18 protein-coding genes are annotated in these 21,398 nt (G+C 68.1%); 8 read left to right on the forward strand and 10 right to left on the reverse strand.

Going from position 1 to position 21,398, the window contains the following annotated elements; translation table 11 throughout:
- Positions 1–35 precede the first annotated feature (35 nt).
- The 6 genes from SB816_RS12865 to SB816_RS12890 all read left to right on the forward strand — a co-directional run bounded on the left by SB816_RS12865 (position 36) and on the right by SB816_RS12890 (position 8,661).
- Entirely contained in the window at positions 36–965 is a 930-nt protein-coding gene (locus tag SB816_RS12865) for a CysB family HTH-type transcriptional regulator (protein WP_054504216.1), read from the forward strand.
- 117 nt (positions 966–1,082) lie between these two features.
- Positions 1,083–3,290 (forward strand): rhodanese-like domain-containing protein, encoded by a 2,208-nt coding sequence (locus SB816_RS12870; RefSeq protein ID WP_144657463.1) that lies wholly within the window; start codon positions 1,083–1,085, stop codon positions 3,288–3,290.
- A gap of 245 nt (positions 3,291–3,535) precedes the next feature.
- Positions 3,536–4,465, forward strand: coding sequence for a sulfurtransferase (locus SB816_RS12875; RefSeq protein ID WP_196767534.1), 930 nt, complete (start codon positions 3,536–3,538; stop codon positions 4,463–4,465).
- A gap of 93 nt (positions 4,466–4,558) precedes the next feature.
- Positions 4,559–5,782, forward strand: a complete 1,224-nt coding sequence (locus SB816_RS12880; RefSeq protein ID WP_395757819.1) for a YeeE/YedE family protein — start codon at positions 4,559–4,561, stop codon at positions 5,780–5,782.
- A 273-nt stretch (positions 5,783–6,055) separates the two neighbouring features.
- Positions 6,056–7,255, forward strand: coding sequence for a hypothetical protein (locus tag SB816_RS12885; protein ID WP_144657461.1), 1,200 nt, complete (start codon positions 6,056–6,058; stop codon positions 7,253–7,255).
- Between the two features lie 155 nt (positions 7,256–7,410).
- Positions 7,411–8,661 (forward strand): hypothetical protein, encoded by a 1,251-nt coding sequence (locus tag SB816_RS12890; RefSeq protein ID WP_144657459.1) that lies wholly within the window; start codon positions 7,411–7,413, stop codon positions 8,659–8,661.
- Positions 8,662–8,694: 33 nt separating this feature from the next.
- On the opposite strand, the gene SB816_RS12895 is transcribed toward SB816_RS12890, so the two are convergent.
- The 5 genes from SB816_RS12895 to SB816_RS12915 all read right to left on the reverse strand — a co-directional run bounded on the left by SB816_RS12895 (position 8,695) and on the right by SB816_RS12915 (position 13,766).
- Positions 8,695–9,366 carry a PepSY-associated TM helix domain-containing protein gene (locus SB816_RS12895; RefSeq protein ID WP_054504211.1) on the reverse strand — a complete coding sequence of 224 codons (672 nt, stop codon included), beginning with the start codon at positions 9,364–9,366 and terminating at the stop codon, positions 8,695–8,697.
- Positions 9,363–9,755, reverse strand: a complete 393-nt coding sequence (locus SB816_RS12900) for a hypothetical protein (protein ID WP_054504210.1) — start codon at positions 9,753–9,755, stop codon at positions 9,363–9,365. Before SB816_RS12900 ends, SB816_RS12895 begins: the two co-directional genes overlap by 4 nt.
- A gap of 2 nt (positions 9,756–9,757) precedes the next feature.
- Complete coding sequence (locus SB816_RS12905) at positions 9,758–12,163, reverse strand: TonB-dependent siderophore receptor (RefSeq protein ID WP_410547097.1); 2,406 nt, start codon at positions 12,161–12,163, stop codon at positions 9,758–9,760.
- 128 nt (positions 12,164–12,291) lie between these two features.
- Positions 12,292–13,254, reverse strand: coding sequence for a FecR domain-containing protein (locus SB816_RS12910; protein WP_410547098.1), 963 nt, complete (start codon positions 13,252–13,254; stop codon positions 12,292–12,294).
- Positions 13,251–13,766 carry a sigma-70 family RNA polymerase sigma factor gene (locus SB816_RS12915; protein WP_116791158.1) on the reverse strand — a complete coding sequence of 172 codons (516 nt, stop codon included), beginning with the start codon at positions 13,764–13,766 and terminating at the stop codon, positions 13,251–13,253. The genes SB816_RS12910 and SB816_RS12915 overlap by 4 nt, the downstream gene beginning before the upstream one ends.
- Before the next feature lie 259 nt (positions 13,767–14,025).
- Between SB816_RS12915 and SB816_RS12920 the strand changes: the two genes are divergently transcribed.
- On the forward strand, positions 14,026–15,219 hold the full coding sequence (locus tag SB816_RS12920) for a hypothetical protein (protein ID WP_258955804.1): 1,194 nt from the start codon (positions 14,026–14,028) through the stop codon (positions 15,217–15,219).
- A 222-nt stretch (positions 15,220–15,441) separates the two neighbouring features.
- The gene (locus SB816_RS12925) at positions 15,442–16,731 is read left to right on the forward strand and encodes a hypothetical protein (RefSeq protein ID WP_144657447.1); all 1,290 of its coding nucleotides are present in this window, start codon (positions 15,442–15,444) and stop codon (positions 16,729–16,731) included.
- A gap of 121 nt (positions 16,732–16,852) precedes the next feature.
- On the opposite strand, the gene SB816_RS12930 is transcribed toward SB816_RS12925, so the two are convergent.
- The 5 genes from SB816_RS12930 to SB816_RS12950 all read right to left on the reverse strand — a co-directional run bounded on the left by SB816_RS12930 (position 16,853) and on the right by SB816_RS12950 (position 21,300).
- Entirely contained in the window at positions 16,853–17,341 is a 489-nt protein-coding gene (locus SB816_RS12930; RefSeq protein ID WP_410547099.1) for a GlcG/HbpS family heme-binding protein, read from the reverse strand.
- A gap of 137 nt (positions 17,342–17,478) precedes the next feature.
- On the reverse strand, positions 17,479–18,093 hold the full coding sequence (locus SB816_RS12935) for a response regulator transcription factor (RefSeq protein WP_054504204.1): 615 nt from the start codon (positions 18,091–18,093) through the stop codon (positions 17,479–17,481).
- Positions 18,090–19,529: a sensor histidine kinase gene (locus tag SB816_RS12940; RefSeq protein ID WP_144657443.1), complete on the reverse strand. Its 1,440-nt coding sequence runs from the start codon at positions 19,527–19,529 to the stop codon at positions 18,090–18,092. The genes SB816_RS12935 and SB816_RS12940 overlap by 4 nt, the downstream gene beginning before the upstream one ends.
- A 63-nt stretch (positions 19,530–19,592) precedes the next feature.
- The gene (locus tag SB816_RS12945; RefSeq protein ID WP_410547100.1) at positions 19,593–20,744 is read right to left on the reverse strand and encodes an HPP family protein; all 1,152 of its coding nucleotides are present in this window, start codon (positions 20,742–20,744) and stop codon (positions 19,593–19,595) included.
- A gap of 106 nt (positions 20,745–20,850) precedes the next feature.
- Positions 20,851–21,300: a MarR family winged helix-turn-helix transcriptional regulator gene (locus SB816_RS12950; protein ID WP_054504202.1), complete on the reverse strand. Its 450-nt coding sequence runs from the start codon at positions 21,298–21,300 to the stop codon at positions 20,851–20,853.
- Positions 21,301–21,398 lie beyond the last annotated feature (98 nt).

Genomic DNA, 21,398 nt, shown 5'->3' on the forward strand with positions numbered 1-21,398 from the left:
GTGCTCGGCTCCCTCACACAGGCCTCGGCGATTCCATGAACTTCCAGCAACTGCGTTCCGTGCGCGAGACCGTGCGCCGCGATTTCAACCTGACCGACGTATCCGAAAGCCTGCACACTTCGCAGCCTGGCGTCAGCCGCCAGATCCGCGAACTGGAGGAAGAGGTCGGCGTCGACATCTTCGTGCGCTCGGGCAAGCGGCTGATCGGCCTGACGCCGCCGGGCGAGCAGATCCTGCCGCTGGTCGAGCAGATCCTGCAGTGCGCCGACAACATCCGCCACGCCGGCGCCGAATACGCCGACAGCCGCAAGGGAGTGCTGTCGATCGCGGCCACGCATTCGCAGGCGCGCTACGCCTTGCCGCCGGTGGTCAAGGAATTCCGCCAGCGCTATCCCGAGGTGGTGCTGCACCTGCACCAGGGGTCGCCCAAGCAGGTCTCGGAGATGCTGCTGGAGGGCGAGGCCGACATCGGCGTGGCGACCGAGGCGGTGGCCGACTATCCCGGCCTGCTGAACCTGCCGTGCTACCGCTGGAGCCACAGCGTCATCGTGCCCAAGGGGCATCCGCTCGCCGCGGTGGACGGCGGCATCAGCCTGTCGCAGCTATCGCGCTATCCCATCATCACCTACGGGCGCGGCTACACCGGCCGGGCCCATATCGACGAGGCCTTCGCCCGCGCCGGCATCACGCCGGACATCGTCATGACGGCGATGGACGCCGACGTCATCAAGACCTATGTCGAGCTCGAACTGGGCGTGGGCATCGTGGCCGCCGTCGCCTGGGACGCCGAGCGCGACACGCGGCTGTGCGCCATTGACGCCCGCCATCTGTTCGAGATCAACCTGACGCGCCTGGCGATCCGCCGCGGGGCGTGGCTGCGCGGCTATGCCTTCCACTTCATCGAGATGTTCGTGCCGACATTGACGCGCGCGGTGGTGGACCAGGCGCTCAAGGGCGAAGCCTGAGACCGGGCGAGGGCGCGCATCGCCGGCCGCATAACCATAGACGCATTTCTACGTTGTCCGCGCCCGGTCGCGGACGTAGGCTGATCCGGTTCTTCAACCCCAGGAATTCCGGATCCCATGAGCACCCATCCCGACGCGGCCGCAGCCGCTTTCCGCCACGATACCGAACGGGCCCGCGCCGTGCGCGACTTCATCGCGCAGGTCAAGGCGCTGGTACCGGACCCCGCGCGCGCCACGCCCGAACAACTGGCCCCGGTGGCCCGTCTGCTCGAAGCGCTCGGACGCCGCGCGGAATTGTTTCCGGCCGAGGCCTTCGCCGTGGTGCCCGGACGGCCCACCTCGATCTACCGCCTGGCCGAAGACGCCGACGGCGGCTACGCGTTGTACCTGTCGCTGGGCGAGCCCGGCAAGGCGCAGCCGCCGCACGACCACACCACCTGGGCCATCATCGCCGGCGTCTCCGGCAACGAGCGCAACGAGGTCTATGCGCGCAGCGCCGGCAATGAGCCCGGGCGCGACGTGCTGACCCACGTGCGACGGGTGGACGTGGCGGCGGGCAATTCCATCGTGCTGGGACCGGCCGACGTGCACACCATCGAACTGGTGGGCGACGCGCCCGGCGCGCACCTGCATTTCTACGGCCTGGCGCTTGACCGCCTGCACGGCCGCGTGGTGTTCGAGAGCACCGCCGGCGGCGCCTACCGCACCTTTTCGCCGCCGGCCGCGATCTACCATGCGCGCCTGTCGCCCGCCGGGTTGCAGGAAGCGCTGCGCGGCGAGGCGGAGATCGCCGTGCTCGACGTGCGCGAAGCCGGCCGCTACGCCCGCCGCCACCTGCTGTACGCAGTGCCGGCGCCGCTGTGGCGCCTGGAAGTGCTGGCCGACCGCCTGGTGCCACGCCGCGACACGCGCATCGTGCTGGTGGACGACGACGAGACCCTGGCGCATCAGGCCGCCGCCAAGCTGACGCGCCTGGGCTGGACCGACATCTCGGTGCTGGCCGGCGGCACCGACGGCTGGGAGCGGGAAGGGCGCGAACTGTTTTCGGGCACCAACGTGCCCAGCAAGGCCTTCGGCGAAGTCATCGAACACGAAAAGCACACGCCGTGGATCGACGTCGACGAACTGCACGAGCGGGTCGCGCGCGGCGACGACATCGTGGTGGTCGACAGCCGCACGCCGGAGGAATTCCACAACTTTACGCTGCCGTTCTCGCACAGCCTGCCGGGCGCCGAGCTGGTGTACCGCATCCGCGAGCTGGCGCCGGATCCCAAGACCTTCGTGGTGGTGAACTGCGCCGGACGCACGCGCAGCATTGTCGGCGCGCAGACGCTGATCGACGCCGGCATCCCGAACCGCGTCGCGTCGCTGCGCAACGGCACCATGGAATGGCTGCTGTCCGGCCGCGAGCTGGCCTATGGCCGTCAGGCGGCGCTGCCCGAACCGTCGGCCGACAGCGCCGCCGCCGCGCGCGAGCAGGCGCGCGGCGTGGCGCAGCGGGCCGGCATCGGCCATATCGACGCGGCCACGTTGCGCGCCTTCGAGGCCGAGCAGGGCACGCGCACGCTGTACAAGTTCGACGTGCGCACCCGCGAGGAATACGAAACCGGCCACCTGCCGGGCTGGCGCTGGGCGCCCGGCGGCCAACTGGTGCAGGCCACCGACGAGTACCTGGCCACCCGGCGCGCGCGCGTAGTGCTGGCCGACTGGGACGGCGTGCGCGCCCAGACCACCGGCGCCTGGCTGGCGCAACTGGGCGCCGTCGAGGTCTACCTGTACCAGCCGCCGGCGCTGGCGGCGCTCGAACGCGGCGCCGAGCCGCGCCGCGTGCTGCGGCACCGGCCCGACGTGCCGGCGCTGCGGCCGCAGGCCTTGCAGGCGGCTATCGACGCCGGTTCGGCGGAGGTCTACGACATTGAATCGCGGTTGGCCTACGAGCGCGGCCACGTGCCCGGCGCGCGCTACGCCGCGCCGGATCGCCTGCAGGAGTTCCTGCCGGCCGACACGCAGCGGACGATCGTGCTGACGTCGCCCGACGGCGTGCTGGCCGCCGTGGCGGCGGCCGAGCTGGCCTGGCGCACCGGCCGCCCGGTGCGCTACCTGCTGGGCGGCACCCGCGCCTGGCAGGCGCAGGGCCTGCCGCTGGCGCAGGGCGCCGACGGCGTGCTGACGGGCGACGACGACCAGAGTATCAGTCCGTACCTGTTCGACGATCTCTCGGCGCGCGACCAGGGCTTTCGCGACTACCTCGATTGGGAACTGGGGTTGGTGGCGCAACTGGAGCGCGACGGCAGCGCGGATATCCGGCTGATCGCGGCGGCATAGGCGGAGCGCCTGGGTGCCGCGGGCGATGCCCGGCCAGGGCGTCCGCCGCGCGGCGCTACGGCGCCGGCCTGTCGTGAAGGCAGGCGCCGCGCTGGCCACGCGCCAGGATTCGCGGGCGCGGGTCGCGATCGACCGCGACCTGCGCATTCCGGTAATCAGGATATGACCAGTAAATTGTTCCTGACTGTAAGCTGAACAAATATGCTCCGGATTCCCAGGCCGCATTGCGCCTGCTTCCGGAGATCATGATGTCCCTATCGAAACTGCTGGCGGGCGCGTTCGCCACGCTGGCCAGCCTGATGGCCTTTCCCGCCACGGCGCAGCACGCCAAGTACCTGGTCACCACCGAGTGGCTGGAGAAGAACCTGAACGACCCCAAGGTGCGTGTCATCGAGGTGAGCGTCAATCCCGGCCTGTTCGAGCGCGGCCACATTCCCGGCGCCAGCAACGTCAACTGGCACACCGACCTGGTCGACACCGTCAACCGCGACATCGCGCCGCCCAAGCAGTTCCAGGCGCTGCTGGAGCGCGCCGGCGTCAACACCGACAGCACCGTGGTGCTGTACGGCGACAACAACAACTGGTTCGCCGCCTGGGGCGCGTGGATCTTCGACATCTACGGCATCGACAATGTGAAGATCCTGGACGGCGGCCGCAAGAAATGGGAAGCCGAGGGTCGCCCGCAGTCCAATAGCGTCAAGGTGCTGGCCGCCGGCAACGCGCGTCCCAAGGACGCCAACCCGGCGCTGCGCGCCCACCTGCAGGACGTGCTGGCGGTGGCGCGCAAGGACAAGCAGGGCGTGCTGGTCGACATCCGTTCGGCCGACGAATACAACGGCAAGATCTTCGCGCCCAACGGCGTGCCGGAACTGGCGGTGCGCGCCGGCCACGTGCCGGGCGCGGTCAACGTCACCTGGAGCAAGCTGGTGGCGGAAGACGGCACCTTCAAGTCGGCCGACGAACTGCGCGCCATCTACCAGGCGGTGGGCGTGGACGGCAGCAAGCCCATCATCACCTATTGCCGCATCGGCGAGCGCTCCAGCCACTCGTGGTTCGCGCTGCGCAAGCTGCTGGGCTACGACGTGCGCAATTACGACGGTTCGTGGACCGAGTACGGCAACAGCGTCGGTTCGCCGATCAGCAATCCGTCGGGCACCGTGTGGGGCAAGACCTGAGTGAGCGCCCTGGGAAACTCCGCGCCGGCGGCCGGGTCGGCGGCGGCTGTCGCCACAGGCTCGGCCGCTGCGATCCCGTCCACCGCCGCGGCGATCGCCAATGCGGCGGCCGTGGCGCTGCTGGCCGCCATCGGCGCGGCCGCCTGGTGGCTGGCGTCGCAGCCCGAGGGCGGCCGCGGCCTGTCCTTGTCGCTGCTGCTCGGCGCCGCCTTCGGCATCGTGCTGCAGCGTTCACGATTCTGCTTTTACTGCATCGCGCGTGACGCGATCGAGCGGCGCGACCCGGCCGGCGCCTATGCCGTGCTGGTGGCGCTGGCGGTCGGCACGCTCGGCTACCATGCGGTGTTCGGCGCGTTCCTGCCCATCCCCGGGGCCGAGCGCCTGCCGCCCGGCGCGCACATCGGGCCGGTCAGCCTGGCCCTGGTGGCCGGAGCGTTCGTGTTCGGAGTTGGCATGCGCATCTCGGGCTCCTGCATCAGCGCGCACTTCTACCGCCTCGGCGAAGGCGCGCTGGCGTCGCCGTTCGCCTTGCTGGGCGCCGGGCTCGGCTTCGTGCTGGGCTTCGCGTCGTGGAACGCCTTGTACCTGGCGATGATCCAGCAGGCGCCGGTGGTGTGGCTGCCGCATCACCTCGGCTACGGCGGCACCGTGCTGCTGCAAGTCGCGTTGCTGGCGTTGCTGGCGCTGGGCCTGAGCCGGCTCGGCCGGCGCGTTCCGGCCGCGCGCCAAGCCGATGGCGCGCCTGACGGCGCCGCCATCCGGCCAGCGAATGCCTTCCAGGACGCGGCGAACGACCCGGCCACGCCGCCGCCCTCGCCATGGCAAGCCGTGCTGCGGGACCGCTGGCCGCCCGCGGTCGGCGGCCTGCTGGTGGCCTTCATCGGCGTCATCGCCTATCTGCGCATCGCGCCGCTGGGCGTGACCGCCGAACTGGGCAGCGTGGCCCGCACCGCCGCGTCCGCGGCCGGCGCGCTGCCGGCGCGGCTGGAGGGGCTGGACACCTTCGCCGGCTGCGTCACCGCGGTCAAGAACGCGCTGCTGTCCAACAACGGCGCCTTCGTGCTGGCGCTGGTGGCGGGCGCCTGGGCCGCCGCGCTGGCCGCCGGCGCGTTCCGGCCGCGTTTGCCGACGGCGCGTGAGATCCTGCGCAACTTAACCGGCGGCGTCCTGATGGGGTGGGGCGGCATGACCGCGCTGGGCTGCACCGTCGGCACTCTGCTGTCTGGCGTGATGGCGGGCGCGGCCTCGGGCTGGATCTTCGGCGCGGCCTGCGTGGCGGGGATCTGGGTGGCGCTGAAGCTGCGCCCGACGCGCTGAGCATCCGTCCGCTTTCCACCGGCAACCGCTTCCGCTTGACCGTTCCCGCCGATACGTTATTGCGGAGGATCGGCAATAACGGCTCCATGGACGGGCTGGTCGAGGCGGACCGCGCGCCTTAACAGGCGCCACCGAGGTCCGGTTGCCGGGTGGCGGCGTGGAGGCGGCAGTGGCGTGGTGTCGGAAGTATGGGGCGGGGGTGTTCGGCGTTGCCGCTGAAACCCGGTTATTGCATCGGCAGATCAGATTCGGCGCCGAGCTGAGGCGACAGCGATGAAACGACAGCGCGCGTGCCTGCTCGTGATCGCGTCGGTACTGGCGATGCTTGTGCTGGTGCCGTTGTCATGGTTGCTGCCGTTCCCGCACGGGTTCACCAACGCGCCCGTCAAGTCGGACGAGGTGCAGGAGACGCCAACGACGCGGACGCCGTTCTCCCCGCCCAATGGCGGCCGGGAGATCCGTTCGCTCAGCGTGCATCCCGATGGCAATGACTGGCTGTTCGTGGAGTGCGCCCGGACCGGCGACCACCGATGCGACGTCATGCGCTATCAATGGAAGACGGGAAAGCTGTATCGCTACGGACTGCCCGCTGGCTACACCTATCCCTACGCCCGCTATTCACCGCAGGGCAACTACATCGTGATGTCGCGGCGGCGGATCGCCGGCGATTCCGACGATGAACAGCGCCGTTCGCTCGACGCCATGCAGATCCTGCTGATGCGCAGCGATGGCGAGGGCCTCCAGATCCTTCCCTTGGCGCGGGGCAACAAGCTCTCGCCTTTCATGTCGCTGGATGAAAGCCGGATCGCATTCTGGAGGACGGGACGCATCCTGCCGCCCGGACAACGCCTGGGCCTGCTCGATTTCGATATCTGGGAGTTTGATCGGGCCGACGCGACGGAACGGCCTTTTGCCGGCATCTTCAAATTCGTTTCCGGCGGCCAGGCGCAGTATCTCTCGGATGACGAGATCCTGTTCCGAACCTTCGGGCCGGCGGGGCATCTCTCGAGCTACGAGTCCCTGTATGGCAGAAGCAGCGTCTATCGCATGCGGCGCGGGGATACGCGGCTGCCCGAGCCACAGGTCTTCAGCGGCATCAAGTACGCCGAGATGCCGACGATGGATCGCGCAGGGAACCTGTATCTCTGGGGGCAGACGCCGCGCTACGGCCTGACCGTGATCCGTATTGAACCGGGAGGCCAGCGCAGGGCCTGGCAGCCGGGCCTGGGATTCATTCCGCAGGAGTTGATCTGCGATCCGGCTGGCACCTATCTCGCGGTGATCTATTGGGACCAGCCGATGGATGTCACGAACCGTCCGGGCGGCTTGGCCATGCTGGATATCGCGACGGATACCTGGACTGCGATTTCCCTGCCGTCGTGGCGGGATGCGGAAATCATTCCGGTGAACACAAGTGCGAGCGGCGTGGATAACGGCGCACGGGGCGGTTCGATCAATTCGAGGAGCTACTGATGGCTATGGAGCGTGACGCAATAAGATTGGCGGATCTGGATCCTTGGAGTCCAACAAGCTACATCCCCGTGTACGGGTTTTGGTGCGGGCCAAATTGGTCCGCAGGGGAGAGAGGGGGGGAGCAGAGCAGGGCGCAGCTGATCGAGAGCCCGGTATTGACGCGTATCGGTATTGACGGGGTGACGCCTGGAATCAGCCCCGTCGATTCGTTCTGCAAGGACCATGACATCGCCTATTTCGACGCGCAGGGGCAGCCGGATGAAGCCATGAAAAAGCTGGAAGCAGATCTCGTCTTGATGGCTAGGCTCGACCAGCTTGATTTCGACCAACTTCCGGCGGTTGAGCGCTTATATGCCCGCCTGATGTCGTTTGTATTCTTCGAGAAAATTATATGCGTTGATCTGCCCAACGCTTCGAGCGAGTGGATGGGGAGCCGCATTCTCGAACTCGCCAAGTCCTTCGAAAGACTCTTCCAGAAAATCGATGGCCTGACCTACATCGACCAGTTCGGTACCAAGATGACGGGCGTGGCCCTAGATGGCAAAGTTGGAGGCCTCGCCTATCAAATGTACTGGGTGACGGACAGGCAGGCGGACGGATCGAGCCGTATGTGGAGCTATTACAAGGATGCATTCGAAGAGGCTCACGGCGTTAGTTCTATCATAAATGAAGAGATCATCGGAGAATCTCTAAAAGAGATCATTGTCATGCGCGATGGTTCGGTCTCGGAACAGGTGGGGGACTCGGAGCCCATTACCCTGATTACGCCTGGCTACCATCCTGCCCCGGAGTTGGGCGCGGCGTCAAATAACCCGTTGGCGTCGTACGAATCCGGGCAACTTTTCTCGGGGTGGGGACTCGGGACGCCACAAGCTGGTTTGGGTGGGGGAGCATACGATCCCTATTTGCCCTTCTCGACGACTGTGCCGCCGGGAGGGCAGGATGCGGATGCTCCGGTGCTTACCGAGAGCCCAGCGTTATCCACGCCAGCTGGTTCCGGGACAAGGTATTTCGCCGAGGTCGTCGATACGCCGGGCCCCGGGGATCTGATGGGCCAGCCATCTCCGCCGATTCAGGTGGTAGGCGATGCCCCCATGGATGCTTGGATGCCATCTCCTTGGGATCCGGACCCCTTTGGGTGCTTTTCATGGGAAGGGTCGCCCGAGTTTGATGATTGCTGGGGGTTGTATTCCTTAAGCTTCTTTTCGGTGTCTGAGCCGGGCCCAACAACCGAGTTAGAGTTTGTCGAGGCTCAAAGCGGCGAGCGCGGAAGTATCGCGGACTCTATATATCGCCACGATCTCCACAATGAGCAAGAGGCGGACGATCTTGTCTATGCGCCGGTCTTGGGATTGTTTTCATCGCCCCACCCCCCCGACCTAGCAGTTGGACAAGACATATATTGAACTTGTCCGCACTGCAGCCCGTCTGAGGACCGATCAGGCCCACGATTGCGCCACGGCCGCCAGGCACGCGATCACCGAAGCGAACGCAATGGCCAGCCCGATCAGCTTGCGCTTTTCCAGCTCGGTCCAGAGCAGCACGCCGGTCAGGCACAGCGCGATCAGCGCGCCGCCGATGGTGTCCGACAGCAGCACCCAGGCCACGCCAGTGCCGTTGGCGCGATGAAAATTCTGGACCACGCCCCACCAACTGGCGCTGCTGCGGCGGGCGCTGGCGGCGCCGCTTTGCGGCCAGAATTCCACCTGCACCTGATAGCCCGGCGCGCGGAACAGCGCCTGCCAGCGCTCGGGCTGGCGCGCGGAGACATCGCCCCAGCGCACATCCTGCGCCGCTTCCTTGCGGATGCGTTCGACCGGCTTGTCCAGCTTCAGGGCCTGCTGCAACCAGCGGCCCACCGCGGCGTCGGTTCGGGGCAGATCGGCGGGCGCCTGCAATTGCAGGGTCTCGACCACGGGCCCGGGCATGTCGATCTTGAGCACGGCCCGATGGTTCTGCAGGATGCCGCTGGCGCCGAACAGCAGGCCCAGCAGCGCGCCCCACAAACCGAGCCAGCCGTGGGCCTTGCGCAGCGCCTTCAGGTACTGGCCGCGGCGCGCGGGCGGACGCGGCGGCCGGGCGGTGGCGGAGTTGACGGAGGTGAGGCTCATGGCCGCGCCTCGCGCAGACGCAACGCGGTGACGGTGAAGCTGTCCGCGGTGAAATGCCGTTGCGACTCGCCGCTGTCCGCCGGATAGACCTCGGTGTCGTCCATGCTGGGTAGATAGGCGATGCCGCGGTCGGCGTCGTAGGCCATGTTGTGGGCCCAGGGCCGGGTGCCGATGGAGGCCAGCCGGCGCAGTTGGCCGGTGCGGCCCGCGTCATGGATCGACAGGCGGGCATCGGTGCCGCTGGGCCCCAGCAGCCAGCCGCGGCGCGCGTCATAGGCCAGGGCGATCAGGGCCGCGGCGGCGCAGGCGGCGGACAAGGCGGCGCGCAGGCGCGGCGCGGCTCGAAGCGGGAACGCGGCCGGCGCGGGGGCAGGGATGGACGGTTGCATGCTCAGAATTCCACCCGCGTCGACAGCACGAACTGGCGCGCGTCGCCCATGGAGATGAAGTACTGGTTGGCGCTCGAGGTGTAGTAGGTGCGGTCGAACAGATTGTTGACGTTCAACTGGAACTGCACCTTGCGACCGGCGACGCGGGTGTCGTAGGTGGCGAAGGCGTTGACCACGGTATAGGTCGGCAGCACGAATGAGTTGGCCGAATCGCCCGGGCGGGTGCCGACGTAGCGCGCGGCGGTCCCCAGCCGCAGGCGGCCTTCGCCGATCTGGCCGGCGTTGTAGACCAGCGCCAGCGAACCGGTGTGCTGCGCCACGTTCCACAGCCGGTTGCCCTGGTACTGCGGATCATCGGTGGTGCGCGCGTCCAGATAGGCGTAGCTGGCCATGAAGTCCCAGCGCGCCGACAGCGAGCCGCTCACGTCCAGCTCAACGCCGCGCGAGCGCGCCGCGCCGCTGGTGCGCCAGTCGGTCAGCTTGGTGACGTCGTTGTATTGCGACACCAGCACGTTGCGCTTGCGGATGTCGAACAGCGCCAGCGTGCCGGTGGTCTGGCCCGGCATGTCCCATTTCAGTCCCAGCTCCCACGACTTGGCCTGCTCCGGCGCCACGCCGGCGTCGATCACCGTGCCGCTGGTCAGCGGGGCGATGGTCGAGGTGGGCTTGAGCGATTCGGTGTAGCTGCCATACAGCGACACCTCGGGCGTCCATTTGTAGACCAGGCCGGAGCGCGGCAGCCACTTGCCGCCCTCGATGTCGGTGTTGGTCTTGAACGGCCGGCCGCGACCCGCCAATTGCTCATAGTGCTGGTAGCGCAGCCCGCCCACCAGGATCCAGCGCTCGCCCAGGTGCAGCGAGTCCTGCAGGAAGAACGAGGTGGCGCGCAGCTTGTCGGTCTGGTCGCTGTCGCTGGCGACCACGGTGTTGCCGGGATCCTGCTGGTCGTAGACCGGGTTGACGTAGCTGAAGGGCTTGGACAGGTTCTGCCGGATCAGGTCGGAACGGAAGATCTTGCGGTGCTCGTAGTCGGCGCCGAACTGCAGGTCGTTGCGCAGGCCGCCAAGATCGAGGCGACCGTCGACGTAGCCGATCACGTAGTGGTCCGTGGACAGCGCGCCGCGGGTGCCGTCGTTGCTGCGCTTGATGGTGCCGGCCACCGGATCGATGGCGGTCACGCGCACCTGGTTGGCATCGTAGCGTTCCTGGTTCCAGCTATAGCCCAGGTGCGCCTTCCAGTTGTCGGTGACGCGCTGGTCGATGGTGACCTGGGCCAGCTCGGTGCTGCCCCACATGTTGTTGTAGGGCTCGTCCAGGCGGCGGCGCGAGGGGATGTCGAGCGGCTTGCCGGTGGTGGGATCGAGCGCGGTGCCGCGGTCGAACGGGTACAGGTAGTCGCGGTGCTCATAGGAGGCCACGACCTGGGTGTCCTGTCCGTACCACGCCAGTGATGGCGCCACCAGCGTGTCGCGGCGGCGGCCGAAATCGCGCCAGTAGTCTTCGTTCATGGTGTCGACCACCAGACGGTAGGCCAGGCGCGAGTCGCCGATCGGTCCGGTGCTGTCGAGCGTGGCGCCGACGCCGTCGCGGCCCTGGGCATAGGTCGAACCCGTCAGCGTGATGGCGTGGTACGGCGTGAGCTGCGGCCGCTTGCTGACGATGTTGATGACGCCGCCCGGGTCCATGATGCCGTAAAGCAGCGACGCCGGACCCTTCAGGACTTCGACGCTGTCGGCGGCGGCGTTCAGGCCGCGGCCCTGCACCAGCGGCATGCCGTTGTGCATGATCGAGCCGTCGCGGTTGGCGCCGAAGCCGCGCTTCATCAGCGTGTCCTGGGTGCCGGCGAGCGTGTTGCCCTGGGTGATGCCGCTGACGTTGGCCAGCGCGTCGTCCAGGTTGCGCGGGCGCTGGTCGCGCAGCACTTGGGCCGGCACCACGTTGACCGCCTGCGGCTGGTCCAGCACAGCCAGCGGCGAACGTGTCACCGAGGCCACCGGCTCCGGCTGGTAGGCGCCTTCGGCGGTGGTCGCGCCCAGCACAGTCACCGGCTCCAGTTGGGCGGCATTGTCGCCGCTGGCCACCGGCCGCACCGTGTAGACGTTGTCCGGGCGCCGCTCGGCGCGCAGGCCGGTGCCGTCCAGCAGCCGGCCGAAGCCCTGGTCCACGCTGTAGGCGCCCGACAGGCCGGGGCTCTGCTTGCCGGCCACGAGACGGCCGTCCAGCGACAGCGTCACGCCGGCCTGGCTGGCGAACTGGCTGAGCGCCTGCGACAGCGGGCCGGGCGCGACCTGGAAGCCGGCCGGCGCCTCGGCCTGCGCGGGCGTGACGGCCAGCAGGACCGTTGGCGCGGTCAGCGCGGTGGCCAGCGCGCGGGCCAGGAGCGGAAAACGGAAGGGAGGGACGTGCATGGGATTCCTTGGCGGCGGACGCGCGAAACGCGTCGTACCTCTGCAGTGCCAAGCGAAAAGAAGAAAGGGGAACGGGAAACGCGCGGCTGTTACAAAATAGTTGGGCAAGCCGCCCGCGCCGGCCGGCGCTAGGCAGCCTCCAGCCGGACCCAGCCGGGCAACACGCGCCGGGCGCGCACGGGCAGGGTGGCTTCCAGCGCGCGCAGGATGCGGTCGGTGTCGGCCAGCGGGAACACGCCCACCAGCGGCAGTTGCGCGACCTCCGGCGTACAGGTGACGAAGCCGCGCCGGTAGCGCGCCAGCTCGGCGGCAAAGCGCGCCAGCGGCAGGCCGTCGGCCACCAGCTCGCCCCGGGTCCAGGCGTCGCGGGCGGGGTCGAGCCGTTCGGCCGCGTTGATGACGCGGCCGCTGAACCCCGTGCGGGTGCCGGCCTGCGCGATGCGGACGGGGGCATCGTCGGGACGGATCTCGACCGCGCCGGCGTAGACATCGAGCCAGGCGCGGCCGCCGTCGCGCAGCACGGCAAAGCGGGTGCCCAGCGCCCGCAGTTGCGCATAGCCCACGTCCAACAGGAACGGCCGGGCCGGCGCGCGCGGATCGGGATGGGTGTCGATCAGGGTTTCGCCGTCCACCAGCACCACGCGGCGCGCCCGCGCGTCAAAGCGCAGGTTGACCGCGCTGGCGGTGTTCAGCCACAGCCGCGAGCCGTCCTCCAGCGTGGCCTGGCGGGTCTGGCCGACATCGGTGCGCAGGTCGGCCAACTGGCGGCGGGTGGCCGGCTGGTTCCAGGCGGCGGCGCCCACGCCGCCGACGCCGACCAGCAGCATCAGCGTGCGCAGCGCGCGGCGGCGGCCGCGTCCGGCGCCGGTCAGGGCCTCCAGCGCCGGCTGGCCGGCCACGGATTCGAAGCGCGCGCTGATCGCGGCCACGGCGTCCCAGGCGCGGCGGTGTTCCGGCCGGGCATCGAGCCAGGCCTGCCATTGGCGGGTATCGTCGGCGCTGGCGCGCTCGTCGCCCAGGCGCGCGAACCAGTCGGCCGCGGCTTCGAGCACGCGGCGGTCGGGCGGGGCGGACAGCGTGGTGGGCCTCACCAGACGCCTTCCGCGATCAACAGGCATTGCAGCATCACCTGCGCCATGTATTTCTTCACCATGCGCTCGGACACGTCCAGGCGCCGGCCGATCTCGGCGTAGGTGTAGCCGCCCAGTTGCGCCAGCAGGAAGGCCTCGCGGGCGCGTGCCGGCAGGCGCTGCAGCATGGCGTCGATCTCGACTAGCGCCTCCAGCACCAGCGCGCGCCGCTCGGGCGAGGGCGCGCAGGCCTCGGGGCGCTGGGCCAGGGCTTGCAGATAGGCGTGTTCGAGATCGCGGCGGCGCCACAGGTTGACCATCAGGCCGTGGGCGATGCGGGTGAGGAAGGCGCGCGGTTCGCGCAGGCCGGGCGTGTCGCGGGCGGCGATCAGGCGCACGAAGGTGTCCTGGGCCAGATCGGCGGCGTCGTGGTCGTCGCGCAGGCGACGCCGCAGCCACGCCGTCAGCCAGGCGTGGTGCGAGCGATAGAGCGTGTCGACGGCGTGGGGAGCCGGGAGGTCGCCGGGCGGCACGGGGACTCCAAACCTGAAAGAATAATGGGAATGGTTCCTATTATAGCTATTCGGGCCTGGAGTTCCAGCGGGGGATGTGCTTAGTCGTTGCGCTGGGCGAGGAACCGCCGCTGTTCCGCGTGCAGCGGATGGCTGTCGACGCGCCTGGCCATTTCCTGAGTACTCGTCTGCTTTCGCAGGGCAGCGCATTTCGCCGCCTGGATCATCCATATACGTTGTCGAACATTGCTCCGCTGCCTTGGCGGGCGTCTGAACGTATATGGAAGCGACGATGAAGCGAAATCGCGCGTGGATCTTCGTGGCAACGGTGGCGCTGATTTGCGTGCTGCCGTTGTGGTGGTCGCTCTGGACTTCGGCCTCCCCGGTCGCGAACGAGAAAAGGGCGCCCGTCGCTGTGGTGGAAACGCCGACCACGCGGACGCCGTTTTCTCCTCCGAACGGTGGCAGGGATATCCGCTCGTTGAGCCTGCATCCGAATGGCGTGGATTGGCTGTTTGTCGAATGCGCCCAGGATGGCGACAACCGCTGTGACGTCATGCGCTACCGACTCGATTCCGGCCGGCTGTATCGCTACGCGTTGCCGCCGGCCTATTCCTATACCTACGCGCGCTATTCACCCAAAGGCAATTTCATCGTGATGTCGCGCAGGCCTGTCTATGGCGGGTCGGAAGATGCCTTGGAGCGCTCGCTCCATGACAGTGAAATCGTGTTGATGCACCAGGACGGCCGCGGGCTGGAGGTCATCCCGACAGCGCCCGGCAACAAGCTGTGGCCGTTCATGTCACCGGACGAGACGCGCATCGCGTTCTGGCGAGCCGCTCGTCTGGTGCCGCCTGGCAAGCGCATCCGCCTGTTCGATTTCGATATCCGGGAATTTGATCGACGCGACAGAGTGGAACGGCCCTTTGCCCGCGTCTTTCATTTTGTCGACGGTGGGCAGGCGCAATACATCTCGGACGACGAGATCTTGTTTGAATCTTATGGGCCGATAGATCATTTCTCGGAATACCACCGTCGCTATGACGGCAATGAAATCTATCGAATGAAGCGAGGAGCCGACACGGTGCCGACTCCTGATGTGTTCGATGGAATCGAACATATCAGGATGCCGTCCATGGATCGTGCAGGCAGTCTGTGCCTGTGGGGCCAGACACCCCGTTATGGCCTGACGGTTATCCGTATTGCGGCCGACGGTGAGCGCAGTGCATGGCTGCAAGAAGACGGGTCGGAGGCGTCGTTCGATCCCAGGGAAGTGGTCTGCGATCCGAACGGCAAATATATCGCGTCCATTTATCGGGATCATCCCCTACGTTTTGGTGGCGGGGCAGGGGGGCTCGCCATGCTCGACATTGCTGCCAACAAATGGGTCACATTGCCGTTGCCGCCACGGGCGGAGGCTGAGGAAATTCCGGTGGTCATCTCCAACGGGGAGATGCATCGAGTCGCAAAGTAGTTTTCAAAAGCAGTTCATTGACGAGTGGGAAATGGCATGGCAACAGATGATGGCAGCATCAGTGTGCAAAACCCGAGTTGGAATCCCTCCAGCTGGCTTCCGGTATACGGTCGATGGTGCGGGCCGGATTGGTCCGCGGGAGCGCGCGGAGTAACGAAGACTGTGGAAGAGCTTCTTCGAGAGCCCGTATTCAAGCGTGTCGGTCCCGGTGGAGGGGTGAAGGTGGACAGTCCGCTGGATGAACTCTGCAGGGCGCATGATATTGCCTACGTTAAGGCCATGGATCATCCGGACCACGAGGCAGCGCAGAAATTTCATGCGGATCTGGATCTGTTAAACGACCTCGTGGCGCTGGACCAGACCAAGCTCACGAAAGATGAGAAGACCTACAGCAAACTGATGGCGGTCGCTTTCGCCGAGAAGATCTTCAACGTCGATGTCCCTGCGCTTGGCTACGAGGTGGTCATGACGGCCATGAAGGATCTGATGCTATCGCTCGCAAGCCTCTTCGACAAGATTGATGGGTTGTCCTATATGGATCAGTTCGGCGCCATGATGTGGGGGGCGGTCAATGAAGGAGAACTCCACGGCGGATTCGGTGATCAGGAGTTCTGGGACATCCCGTTCACACGATTCACGCTGATCGCGACCGATGCGGCCGGGGCGGGTGCGGTGATTGCGTATTACGAGGATCCGTATCGGGAAGCGCATGGCATCGCAGCCGTGGTCGCGGGCGAAATAGTCGAAGGATCGTCCCGAACGATCACCCTCTATGATGGGGGCTTTGTCACTTCGCAATCCGGTCTGCAGGACCCTGTCGTGCTGGCGGAGCCTTCGACCATGGCCTGGCCTGGGCTGTATCTCGACGATCTTCAGGTCTTCCCTGACGTGATCCCTGTCAGGCCGCCTGCGGCGACATCGGCGCCTCCAGCAAGCGATCCGGATCCGGATATGGCGAGTATGCCGATACCTTCGATCATGGACATCGGGCCGATAACCTCACATCCATTGCCGTCGGTCCCGTTGCCGTCGTTACCCGAACCCACCGCTCCTCCCAAGGAGCAATCGACGCCGCCCGACAGAACTGATGGCGGTCCGTTTTACGCGGTGTTGGTGGACCCTCCGTTTCCCGACGACGGGACCGGATTGAAGGGGCCTCCACCGCCGCCCATTGTGGTCCATGGCAGTCCCGTCAATGACTGGATCAACGCGACCTGGGATATGTTCCAATGCGACAGCCCCGATTTTTTCACGAAGACTTTCTGCGATGGCCTGCTGCGCGACGCATATCCCATGTCGATCGACTGGGCCGGTAACCTCTCGATAAGGCAGGACCTCAATCAGCTCGTTACAGCCGATTCCGGCGTGACGGCGACGCTGGCGCAGGGAGATAGTCAGTCCGGTGCGCTGCTGTCCGATACGGGCAATGCGTGGCTGTTCGAAGAAGGTTGGGCGGTCGCGGATGCCGCTTGCGCCTTGGTGGGCAATAACCTCGATGATGTGGGTTGGTGATTCGCATTTGCGCGCCCCGCAGGCTGGCAAGCGCGGACAACCCACCTTTGAGTCAAAGCGCGGAGCCGGCCCTTGATTGGCCGATATTCGGCGACAGTCAGAGGCCGGCTCCGCTCGCCGCTTACTTGAACAACGCCGCGTTCTCTTCCAGCACCGCATCCGCGCATTGCGCGTCCAGGTTGCCGCCGGGCGCGCCGGCCACGCCGATGGCGCCGATGACGTTGTTGCCGGCCTTGATCGGCACGCCGCCGCCCAGCAGCAGGTAGCCGGGGATGTCGGTCAGGTTGGCGGCGCCGGGGTTCTTCTGCGCGTTCTCCATGAGGGCCAGCGTCGGCGCCTTGGCGGAGGCCGAGGTGAAGGCCTTGGCGCGGCTCGCCTCGATGGTGTGGGGGCCGGCGTTGTCGGCGCGCACGAAGGCCTTGAGCAGGCCGGCGCGGTCGACCACCGAGGCGCTGACGTTGTAGCCCTTGGCCTGGCAGGCGGCGACGGCGGCGGTGGCCAGCTTCTGGGCGTCGGCGGTCGAGATATTGCTTTCGTTGAGCACGGCGGCGTGGGCGGCGCCGCTGACGGCGAGCGTGGCAACCAGGGCGGCGAGCGGGTGGCGGGTCATGGTCTGCGTCCTTTATTCGTGTGGGGATCGGGAGCAGTCAGTGTGGCCAAAAGGCTGGCGGCGCGGTATACGCCCGATTACCCACGCGCCTCCGTAGCGCTACGGAGGCGGCGTGCGCGACGAGGCTGACGGTGGCGTCATTCCAGCAGCGTGGCGTACTGGCGGATCAACTGCGCCAGCGAGTCGGCCTCGAGCTTGGCGAACACATTGGCGCGGTAGGTTTCGACGGTCCGCGGTGACAGGTCGAATTCGCGCGCGATCTCCTTGTTGCTCAGGCCTTGCACGATGCGCTCCAGCACCTCGTGCTCGCGCGCGGACAGGCGCGCCAGGCGGTCGGCAGCGGCCTGGGTCACGGCCAGGCGTTCGCGACGGGCGATGTGGCCGCGCACGGCGGTCTGCACCGCGTCCAGGAAGATGTCGTCGTCCACCGGCTTCTGCAGGAATTCCATGGCGCCGCCCTTGAAGGCGCGGCGGCACAGGTCGACGTTGGCGTGGCCGGTCAGCATCACCACCGGCAGGTCGGAGGCTTCGGCCAGGCGCGCCAGCACATCGAGTCCGCTGATGCCGGGCATGCGGATGTCGAGCACCACGCAGCCGATGGTCCGCGGCGACAACTGCGCCAGGAACTGCTGCGGATCGCCGTAGCCGGCGCTGCGCAGGCCGACGCTGCGCAGCAGCAGCGCCAGCGCGTCGCGCACGGCGTCGTCGTCGTCCACCAGGTAGACCAGCGGCGATTGGTCGGGCAGGTTCATGCGGGGCCTCCGGCCAGGGGCAGGGTCAGGCTGAAGCAGGCGCCCGAGGGCTGCAGGTTGCGCGCGGCCAGGCGGCCGTCCATCGCGCCAGCCAGCGTTTCGCACAGCGCCAGCCCCAGGCCCATGCCCTGCGCGCGGGTGGTATAGAACGGCGTGAACAGCCGCGGCAGCGCCTCGGCGGCGATGCCCGGTCCGTTGTCGCTGACGCTGAAGACGTAGGTGGCGCCGTCAGCGCGGCCTTCGAGCGTGATCTGGCGCGGCCCCGGGGCATCGGCCAGCGCGTCGGCGGCGTTCTGCACCAGGTTGTGCAGGATCTGTTCGAGCGCGACCCGTTCGGCCAGGGGCCGCGCTTGCGGGCTGGCGTTGTGCCATTGCAGGCGGATGCCCTGGCGCGCCAGTTCGGGCTCGCGCAGGAAACGCAGCGAGGCTGCCAGCGCGTCGGGATCCAGCGCCTCGCGCCGGCCGGGCGCGCTGGGCCGCACCAGCGCCCGCATGCGGCTGATGATATCGGCGGCGCGCTTGGCCTGTTCCGCGCTGGCCAGCAGGGCGCGGCGCACGCTGGGGCGTTCTTCCTCGTCCTCCAGCAGGCGTTGCGCGGCGCGGGTCTGCGCCAGGATCGCGGTCAGAGGCTGGTTCAGTTCGTGGGCGATGCCGGCGGCCATTTCGCCCAGCGTGCTCAGCCGCGCCATGGATGCCAGCCGCGCCTGTTCCTGCTGGCGCCGCGCCTCGGCGCGCGAGCGCCGCGTGGCGGTGATGCCCGCCACCAGCAGCGCGCTGGTCAGGCCCCACAGGCTCCAGGGCAGCCAGGGCCAGGAGGCGGGCGTGAGGGTGCGCGTGCTGTGCAGCGCGAACGGCTGGCTGGCCGCGCCCAGCGGCTTGGCGAGCGCCAGTGGCCAGCCGGGGCCGGCCGGCGCCGGCTGGCGTTGCAGCAGGGGCAGCGGCTGTTCGCCGATGGCGAGCGTCAGGTTGGCCAGGCCAGAGGGGAAGTCGGCGGCGGGCACGAGTTCGCGGGCGTCCACCAGCAGGCTCCAGCCGGACGGCGCCACCAGCCAGTAGCGGGCGGCATCCAGCGGCAGCGTGACCGGGCGGCCCAGGGTGCGGGCCTGCTCGACCGCGGCGCGCAGGCCGGGCGGTTCGGCCGTGCTGCCAGCCCAGGCACCGTCGGGCAGGTAGCCGAGCGCCCGCAACTGCGGCATGGCCGGCCGCAGGCTGGGAAACAGCCGTTCGGGCGCGGGCGGGTGCGACAGCGCGGACAGCGTCGCCAGCACGGCCTCGTGCTGCACGGTCTTCTGGCTCAGCATGCGCTGCGCCACGCTGGTGTCCTGGAAGAAGCGTTCGTATTGGTCGACGTAGTGCTGGCGCCCGATCCAGAGGGCGCCCAGGCAGAACAGGACCAGCCAGGCGAGGAGGGCGCGGTGGCGCAGCGGGGGATTCACGCTGGAATTATGCCCCGCGGCCGATGCGGCGCGGAATCCGTAGGGCTACGGAGGCGTCGCGGCTCACGCCGCCAGGCGGCCGTCGTGGCCGGGCGCGGCGGCCGACAGCGCCATCTGGTGCAGGGCGGCCACCAGGTCCGACTGGGTCACCAGGCCGGCCAGCACGCGGCCCTCGTCCAGCACAGGCACGCAGTGCAGGGCGTCGGACATGGGGCGGGCCAGTTCGATCGCGGGCAGGTCGGGCGTGGCGAACGGCACCTCGGAACGCATGCAGTCGGCCACCAGCAGGTCGGCCGGCGCGCCGCCCGCGGCCGCGACCTGGGCTGGACGGCCGCGTCGGGCCAGCGCGTCGGCCTGCGCCAGCATGCCGGCGTAGTGACCGGCGGAATCGAGCACCGGCAGCCATTGCAGGCGGTGCTTGTCGAACAGGCGCACGGCGTAGTCCAGCGGATCCTGCTGCCGCACCACGACCACGTCGCGCGACATGATGTCGGCGCAGCGTACGTCGCCGAAGCGCCGCCGGCTGGCGCGCAGTTCGGCGGCCAGCACGATGTCTTCGAGGTCTTCCTTGCTGATGTCGAGCAGCTCGCCGCGCTGCGCCAGGGCCTCGTCCAGGTCGGCGCGCGAGAAGCCCAGGCGGGCGCTGGGCGCCGGGTCGCGGGTCTGGTGGCCGGGCGCGGGCTCGACGTGGCGGCGCGGATAGTTGCGCCTGAGCAGGCCGTTGAAGACCACGGCGATGCCCAGCAGGATGGCGGAATTCAAGGCCACCGGCCACAGCACGAAGCCATAGCCCAGCGCCGCCACCTGCGGCCCGCCCAGCACCGCGGTCAGCGCCACCGCGCCGCTGGGCGGATGCAGGCAGCGCAGCGAGAACATGGCGGCGATGGCCAGCGCCGCCGCCGTGGCCGCGGCCACGCCGGGATCGGCTATCGCCTGCGCGCAGAACACGCCGATCAACGCCGACACCAGGTTGCCCGCCATGATCGACCAGGGTTGCGCCAGCGGGCTGGCCGGCGCGGCGAACAGCAGCACGGCCGACGCGCCCATCGGCGCGATGAACCAGGGATTGGCGTTGCCCAGGGCGTGATGGCCGACCCATTCAGTGCAGAACAGCCCGACCAGCGCGCCCAACGCGCCATAGAGCTTTTCGCGCAGATTGACGCCAACCGGCGCCGGCGCGAACGCACCGAGCCAGCGCTTGATAGCCACAGCCAAAACTTTACCTCGCCGCTTCAGATATATCGGGGGACGACAATTTATCACGCGGCGCGCCGGCCGGCGGCATGAGCTTGTGCCGCCGGGTCATGAGAGGCGGGCGGAATCACCGCTCGGCGTCGTCGCCGATGCGGGCCAGCAGGCGGGTCAGCAACGGCCGCATGGCGCGTAGTTCTTCGAGGTGCGAGGCCGACAGGCTGGCCAGGATGCGCTCGGCCTTGTCCGTCAGCACCACCTCGACGCGGCGGCCGTCTTCAGGGTCGGGTTCGCGGCTGACGAGGTCCAGCCGTTCGAGGCGATTGACCAGTTCGGCGGCGGTATGCGGGCGCACCAGCAGGCGCTCGGCGATCTCGCCGACATAGAGGCCGCGGCGGCCGGGCGCGCCGGGCCGGCTGCCCTTGATGGCCAGCAACGCCTGGTGCTGCTGCGGCATCAGGTCGAGGCCGGCCGCGGCGTTTTCGCTGAAGGCGGCGAACTTGCGCAGCGCGTAGCGGAAATCGGCCAGCAACTCGTAGTCGGTGGCGGATGGCAGGGCGGGGGCTGGGGAACGTTTCACCCGGCCGATTCTAATATATGTCGTGATACGATATATTTGATTTTTCGCAAACAGCGGCCGATCACCGTCCTCGCGGACGCGGCGGCCGCGCGTTCCGT

Origin of the sequence: Achromobacter sp. SIMBA_011 (assembly GCF_046535435.1) — a bacterium.
Classification (GTDB): Bacteria; Pseudomonadota; Gammaproteobacteria; order Burkholderiales; family Burkholderiaceae_B; genus Achromobacter; species Achromobacter dolens.